General features: G+C 62.7%; 3 protein-coding genes and 1 pseudogene. 3 read left to right on the plus strand and 1 reads right to left on the minus strand.

Annotated features, from left to right (window positions below):
- The first annotated feature begins 84 nt into the window (after nucleotides 1–84).
- From K8V11_RS05980 to K8V11_RS05990, 3 genes are all read left to right on the plus strand, one after another.
- Nucleotides 85–2430: a hypothetical protein gene (locus tag K8V11_RS05980; protein WP_303911666.1), complete on the plus strand. Its 2346-nt coding sequence runs from the start codon at nucleotides 85–87 to the stop codon at nucleotides 2428–2430.
- Nucleotides 2431–3413: 983 nt separating this feature from the next.
- Nucleotides 3414–5078: a hypothetical protein gene (locus tag K8V11_RS05985; protein WP_303911668.1), complete on the plus strand. Its 1665-nt coding sequence runs from the start codon at nucleotides 3414–3416 to the stop codon at nucleotides 5076–5078.
- Between the two features lie 267 nt (nucleotides 5079–5345).
- A complete protein-coding gene (locus tag K8V11_RS05990) occupies nucleotides 5346–6110 on the plus strand; it encodes an LGFP repeat-containing protein (protein ID WP_303911669.1) in 765 nt (254 codons plus the stop codon).
- Nucleotides 6111–6172: 62 nt separating this feature from the next.
- Here K8V11_RS05990 and K8V11_RS05995 read toward each other — a convergent pair.
- Nucleotides 6173–6397: pseudogene (locus K8V11_RS05995) on the minus strand (hypothetical protein); the annotation flags it as partial.

Raw genomic sequence — 6397 nt, forward strand, 5'->3', positions numbered from 1 at the left:
TCGGGTGCGGTAAAAACTAAGGCAAGCGTGCAGGTCTGCGGGCCGTGCACACGAGGGGTGGACGACGAGACTAGAGGGGGAGCGGTGGCACGGATTCGGCGCTGGTTGGCAGGGGCGTTGCTCGTGCCCGCGCTCGCGGCGGGGTCGGCGAGCTGCAGCTTCCTCTCCGACGAGGTGCCGGTCCCGGAAATCCCGCTGACTTCTACGGAGCGTGAATGCCTCACAGTGGCTGCTGCACTCACCGATGCCCAGTTGACCGCCCTCGCGCGCGGGATGGACGTGTGGATCCCGCGCGAGAATCTCGACTACCTCGCATCGATGGCCGCGACTCTTGACGCGCGCGGTGGCGCCCTGGCGCTCGCCGCTTCCACCAAGAATGACGTCGAAGCTCGAAAAATTCTCGGCAACGCGCTCTCGGTGCTCGCCAATCCGCAGGTCCAGACCCCGGGGTCCCTCGGTCCTGCGGTAGAGGAATTCGAAGGCCCGGGCCCAGATGCGGTGGTGGATCCTGCGTGCTTCGAGCCCGCGCCGGAGGACTTTGCCGCGCACGACGCGGCCTCGGCCGAGCTCGACGAGAACCCAGACTACGAGGGGCGCGCCAGGTCCGAGGCGGAGTCCCGGGGCCGCGCTGCGGAGCAGTCAAGTGCCGAAGCATCCAAGGCTGCCGACGCCGATCCTGCCGACGCGGAGGCCGGGGGGCCGGGCAGCAACGCCGACGCGGGCGAAACCGCGGAACCGAGTGGCGCCGAGGAGTCCGCGACGGAATCCAGCGGCGCCACCGAGTCAAGCGCTGCCGAGGAAAGCGAGTCGGAATCCGCCGACGAGGAGGATGCCCCGGCGCCGATCGTCGTCGAGCGATTCATCGACCTGCGCGGCGAGGCGCCCGAAACCGGCGGCATCGATGCGCTGCCCGCGGAGCTGAGGGCAGCGCTCACGTCGAGCCCGGTCGCATGGAATGCGAGGATCTTCGGCCTCGGCGGACGCGTCACCCTACGCACATTCTCCGAACTCGAATCGGTGTCGGCTGTGGTCGATGCAGCCGACGAGGAGGTGCGTCGCGGCTCGGACATCGACCGCGCGTTCATTGCACGCGCAGGGGAGATCGCGGGCGCGGTCGTCGGTCAGGGCGGCGGCGACATGTCCGTACCCGGAGAACGCAACCGCGTCGCCGACGACGAAATCGCGCGCCTGCTTTCGACGATGATGTCTGCCGCCGCGCCGGACGTCACCGCGGTGCACGATGCGTTCGTGACCGGTCGCGAAGGTGGGCCCCAACGCCTCGGCGAGATTCCCGGTGGCAGCTTCGTCGCGCCCGGCATCGCCGAGACCGAACCCGAAGACGCCAGGTACGGGAATCTCGACTATGCCTCGACGCACGCGATCGGCCATCTCCTGGCATTCGACTGGCCCGACGACCCCGGCATAAGGAGCGGCGCGGAGAAGTTGTTCGGAAATCTGGGCGACTCCGACGTCATATTCGAAGGTCCCGCGCAGCCTGGCGAGGCTGCGGCGCTTGCGGGCGAGGCGACGGGTGAGCTCGCGCGGATTGTTGCTGAGGCACGAGGGCCGCTGCTCAAGATCGACGGTTATGGGGACCAGCCGATGGGTGCTGTCAACCCGGGCGTCTCTACGGCTGTAGCGAATGCGATCGGGCCGCGGCTTTTCGAACTTGCCGGGGGTGACGGCGGACGTGCCGGACTCTCCGGCGTGCGGCCCCTTGACTCGCTCGATCAGGCGAGCGACGTGGTCGCGGTGCTCGGGACGTCCTCCGACGCGGCGAGAGCTCTCGCGACGCATGCGGCGGACAGTATATTCCTGGCTGAGGCTCAGTTCGCGGGTGAAGCCGGGGCCGAGGCCGCGGACGGGCCCGCGCAGGTGCACAAACGCATCGACGCCGCATTGACGGATGGGCTGCGCGCTGCATGGGAGCGAATCGATGCGCGCGGCACGAATGCTGAGCGGGAACGCGTCGAGGAGATGATCTCGAATGGGATTTTCTACGATCCGGCGTCGAGTGTGCTCACCACAGCGCCACGCGAGGTGGATATTCGGGCTGAGGAATCGGTTGTCGGTTCGCCCGTCGTGTCTGCGGATTCGTCGCAGGCGCGGCTTGTTCGCGAAGGAGAGCGGTCGGTGGCCGACGTGCTAGATGACCTGGGACTCGAAGTGGATGCGGGGCCGGGATCGGCGCGGGCGTTGTACGCGTTCCTGGTGGGTGCGCCGGCGGATCGCGACGTGTTCGCGCGCGATAAGTGGGACGACGAGGACGTCGACTTCATCGACCGCGATGGCTCGTTCGAGAGGCGCGCGGCGGCTGCGAATGAGGAACTTTTCGTGGAGCTCGCGGAGAAGATTGTTGGTGACACGGACAAGGACTACGGCAAGGCGTTCGACAATTCGGATGCGACTGGTGACTGGGTGAATCGCTGAGCTTGAAGAGGGATGCCGGCGAAAAGCTCGGTCCTCTGATCGATGCGTGAGGCGCAAGCCTTGGTGTGAGAAACGAGCATGTCTGACGAATGGTGGGGCCTCCTCGATGCCGCCTGCGAGCTTACGAGTGACGAAACTCGAGGTGTCGCCACTGACTGGCTGACAGGGCAGTCTCCTTTGGCGCTCGCGGGCGGAATTATCTGCTGTGACGTCCGCATTCTTTTCCCAAAGCGAGCTGAATGCGATGCCGGACCAGCTAGAGCACATCGTCAGAATTAAGGGAGATGCGCTCGTTTTTTGATTTCTACGTAGCCGGACTGTTGGCCGACACGAGTTTGCTTCTCGACCCATCGGAAGTTCCTGGGGGGTCTGCCTCAAAAGGAAGTCAGAGAAAGGTTTGAGGCGGCTGGAATATTCAACTCGTGGCGTTGTTAGTTGAACGAGTACCAGGACGTTTGTTTTCGTCTATCGGTCCAGTGCTTTCGCGGTATGAAGCCGGCCGATTTTTCCAACGCGGCGGGGACGGAGTTCTCGAAACCGCGGTCGAACGAGTGCCGCGGCGCGAGGTCGTTGTCGCACCCGAGGTATCGATTGCCCGGAACAAACTCGTTCGAAAATCCCTCGTAGCCTTTGGACGGTCTCCCTCGGCATGACGTGCTTTCGGGACTGTCGCCGAAGTTGGAGTTCTGCCGCGTGCGGACGACGTAAAGGAAGGCAACACGAGAATGACGCGACGACGTCGGCTGCTGTACGGGTGGTGCACAATCGCTTTGGCTACAACGATGGTCGCTGCCGGATGTTCTAGCACCGAGCTCGAAACTGGCGGTGCGGTAAGTGCGTCGGTAGCACAGTGCTTGGGCCAAGCTGCCTCAATGACCGACGACGCAAAACTGTCTCTTGCCAGCGGCGAATCCGTTGAGGTCCCAAGAACCAACCTCGAATTTGTTACCGAGTTTTTCAAGAGCTAATCGAGTGCTGCCTCGGTGCTTGAGGCGACAGAACAGGATCCGAAGGCTCGTCGCGCTGCGGCGAATGCCGCCGCAATCGTCACGTCGCGTGGTGTTGAAGTGTCTGTGCACGGTAAGGCGGAGACGGAAAACGTGGTCGAAGCAGTCGACCGCTCGTGCTTCTCCGAGATCGAGCAACACAGCGATGATGATTCTTCCGTCGAGGTCGGAATCGAATCGCTGCCGGATTCGATGAATCGCGCTCTGAATACACAAGCGTTCTTCCGGTCCACGGGTGAGTACAACGTGCTGGCGCCCATGGACGCAGCACCTACTCTGGACGATCTCGTCGATACATCTACCTTGGTATCTGCCGCCGATACCGATCTTGTGAGTAATTCGGACATCCCAATGAAATTGGTCGAGCGAGTATCCGAGCTTGCGGCGGGGATGCGATTAACGCATGGCAACCCTGTGACCTTGGGCGACGGGAGCAAGATCTCTGATCACGAGGTCGCCGACTTGATGTCGCGAATTCTTGGCGAAGCGGGGACGAACAGGGAGGTCGTATGGCGCATTCTCGCGAGCGATGCGCGGAAGGAAACGGCCACAAGTATCTCGGATACGGTTTTCGCGCCTCTTCTCGCATTCGACTGGGACGAAAGCGCGCGCGAGCAGCAGCCAATTGTCGATGCATTGTCGACGGTAAATGACCCCGCAATCCTCTTCTCCGGAACTGGCGGAGACAGTCCAGCGATGGAGGTTCCAGGTGCCGACACAAGGTCGAGCGCGGCCTCCTCGGACCTCATGACGATAGTGGGCCGAGCAAGCGCGGAACTTCTCGATGTCCCCGGTAGAGGTGGCGACTCCCTCGGCGCATTAAATCCTGAAATCACAGAAGCACTCGCACATGCGATTGGACCACAGCTGTTTTCCATCACGGGCGGACTTGACGACGAGTTGGAGTTCGCATCCGCTCGACCAGTGGATAAGGATGCGTATATCGGAGCATTCGCAGTACTAGGAACCTCGCGCGAGTCGTTCAAGGAAATGTGGACCTACATCACGGATGCGCAAAGCCTGATCTTCGTATCGTACGGACGGGCACACCGTGGGGATCCAAACCGATACGTCCATCCTGACGATCACAGTGCCGCCGTAAAACGCTTGAAGGACGGTGCAAAGAACCTGGTACTACATTCGGCCCCGGAAATGCTTGAGGAGGGGCGCATGGAAGATGTCTGGGAGCTTCTCGGGGAGAAGATCAAGTATGACCCGAAGCGAAGCTTCTTTAATGGCCGACCCGTACGAAAAGACGGTGACGGGCGAGACTTCATACGTCCGATCTCGAATTCGACCGTGGTCATTGTCAAACCGCTCTTCGGCAAAGGGGATACCGAGATGGACAAGTACCGGACGCTCGAGGACATTTTGGCATCCGACAACGACCGCGAGTTCGAAGAAAGATTCTTAGAGCGCGTAACTCCTCCGCACTTCCGAAGCGAAATTGCGCAGTTGAGTATGTTGTCAACAATTCCCAGCGACAGCTATCTGGATAGCCGGCAATTCGACGACGAGGTCTTAGAGCAACTTTCAGATCTCACTACGTTGGATGTGTCGAGAGAATGGTCGCCCGAAAGCGACGCTGTCAGGGAAATAACTCGCGAGATGTCTAGGCCCTTTCGCGAGCAAGACCGCTAGGTGGACAATGGGGTACCTAGTGGCGATAGCGGTAGAGATCATCGGCATGAGGGTGCGTACCTCAAGATCGCGAGCCGCGCCGCTACAAAAGTAGGGGCCTTCGCTGCGGCCGCTTGAATCAATCGGAAGTGTAACGGCTCACGTCGCTTTCCCGACAATACAGATGTGACGGGTGAGCAAACCTTCCGGTGAAAGCGCAGGTACTCGCCTCGGGATTCACGTTGTTCATGCCGACCGAAAGGTGTCGGCGATGCCAAGGAGATCGCTATGCGTACCACTCTTTTGCCCGAAAATGTAAACAAAACTAACACGGCCGGGAGTTCTTACGGCCGGGGCCGGCGCGTACTCACCGCCGTCATTGCCGCCGGCGCCTTCGCCGGTTTGTCCGGTCTCGTCGCCCCCACTGCCAACGCGCAGAACGTCGGCGGCCGCATCGGCGAGGAGTACGTCGCCGCATCCGCCGCAAACGGGCAGTCGCCGCAAGGCTACTTCGGCCCGGCGACCACGCCTGAGCTCGACGCCGCCCGCGGCGGCAAGTTCCAGAACTTCGAGAAGGACAAGGCCATCTACTGGCACCCGCTCGTGTCCGACGGTCGCGCCAACGAGATCGGCGGCGCTATCCGCACGAAGTGGGGCGAAACCAGCTCGCCCGGGACCGCAGGTTGGGAATGGGGTCCGCTGATGTACCCGACCACGCGCGAGTGGTCTTCGCGCCCCTCGTCCGACTCGGGCAAGGTTGCCCGCGGTAATCACTTCGAGGGCGGAACCATCTACTGGGTGCCAGACGTGGGCACCTACGTGACCTGGGGTCTCGTGCGCGACGCGTGGTGGAGGATCGGCGCGGAAGACAGCCGCCTCGGGCTGCCGACATCGGACGAGCGCCGCCTGTCCACCGGCTGGGAGCAGGACTTCGAGGGCGGCGTCGTCAACGTCGACCTGCACGGACGCGTCACCATCATGGTGTACGGCCCACGCGGCGAGCGCGAAGAGGTGCAAGGCCCGGTCGCGGTCCAGGACCTCGTCCCGGAGTAGGCGGCCGGCCGAGTGGTCGGCCAGCCGAGCAACGAGGCAAGCACCTTCGCCCGCCGTGTGCGCTATGAGCGCATGCGGCGGGCGAACGCACGTCGGCGCGCGGCGATGCGTTCGGACCACTGTTCTGGCGTCACCTTCTGCTCGGCGAAGTCGGGTAATTCGGAGGCGATATCGGCGGCGTCCACGAGGTGCGCGGTAGGTCCGGCGTCATCCGTGATGGGAGCGGACACCCGCTGCCACCGGAACTGCATGATGCCCTCGGCGTGGCCCATCGTGTCGATCCAATT

The sequence above is a fragment of the Dietzia timorensis genome, assembly GCF_020742175.1.
Taxonomy (GTDB): Bacteria; Actinomycetota; Actinomycetes; order Mycobacteriales; family Mycobacteriaceae; genus Dietzia; species Dietzia timorensis_A.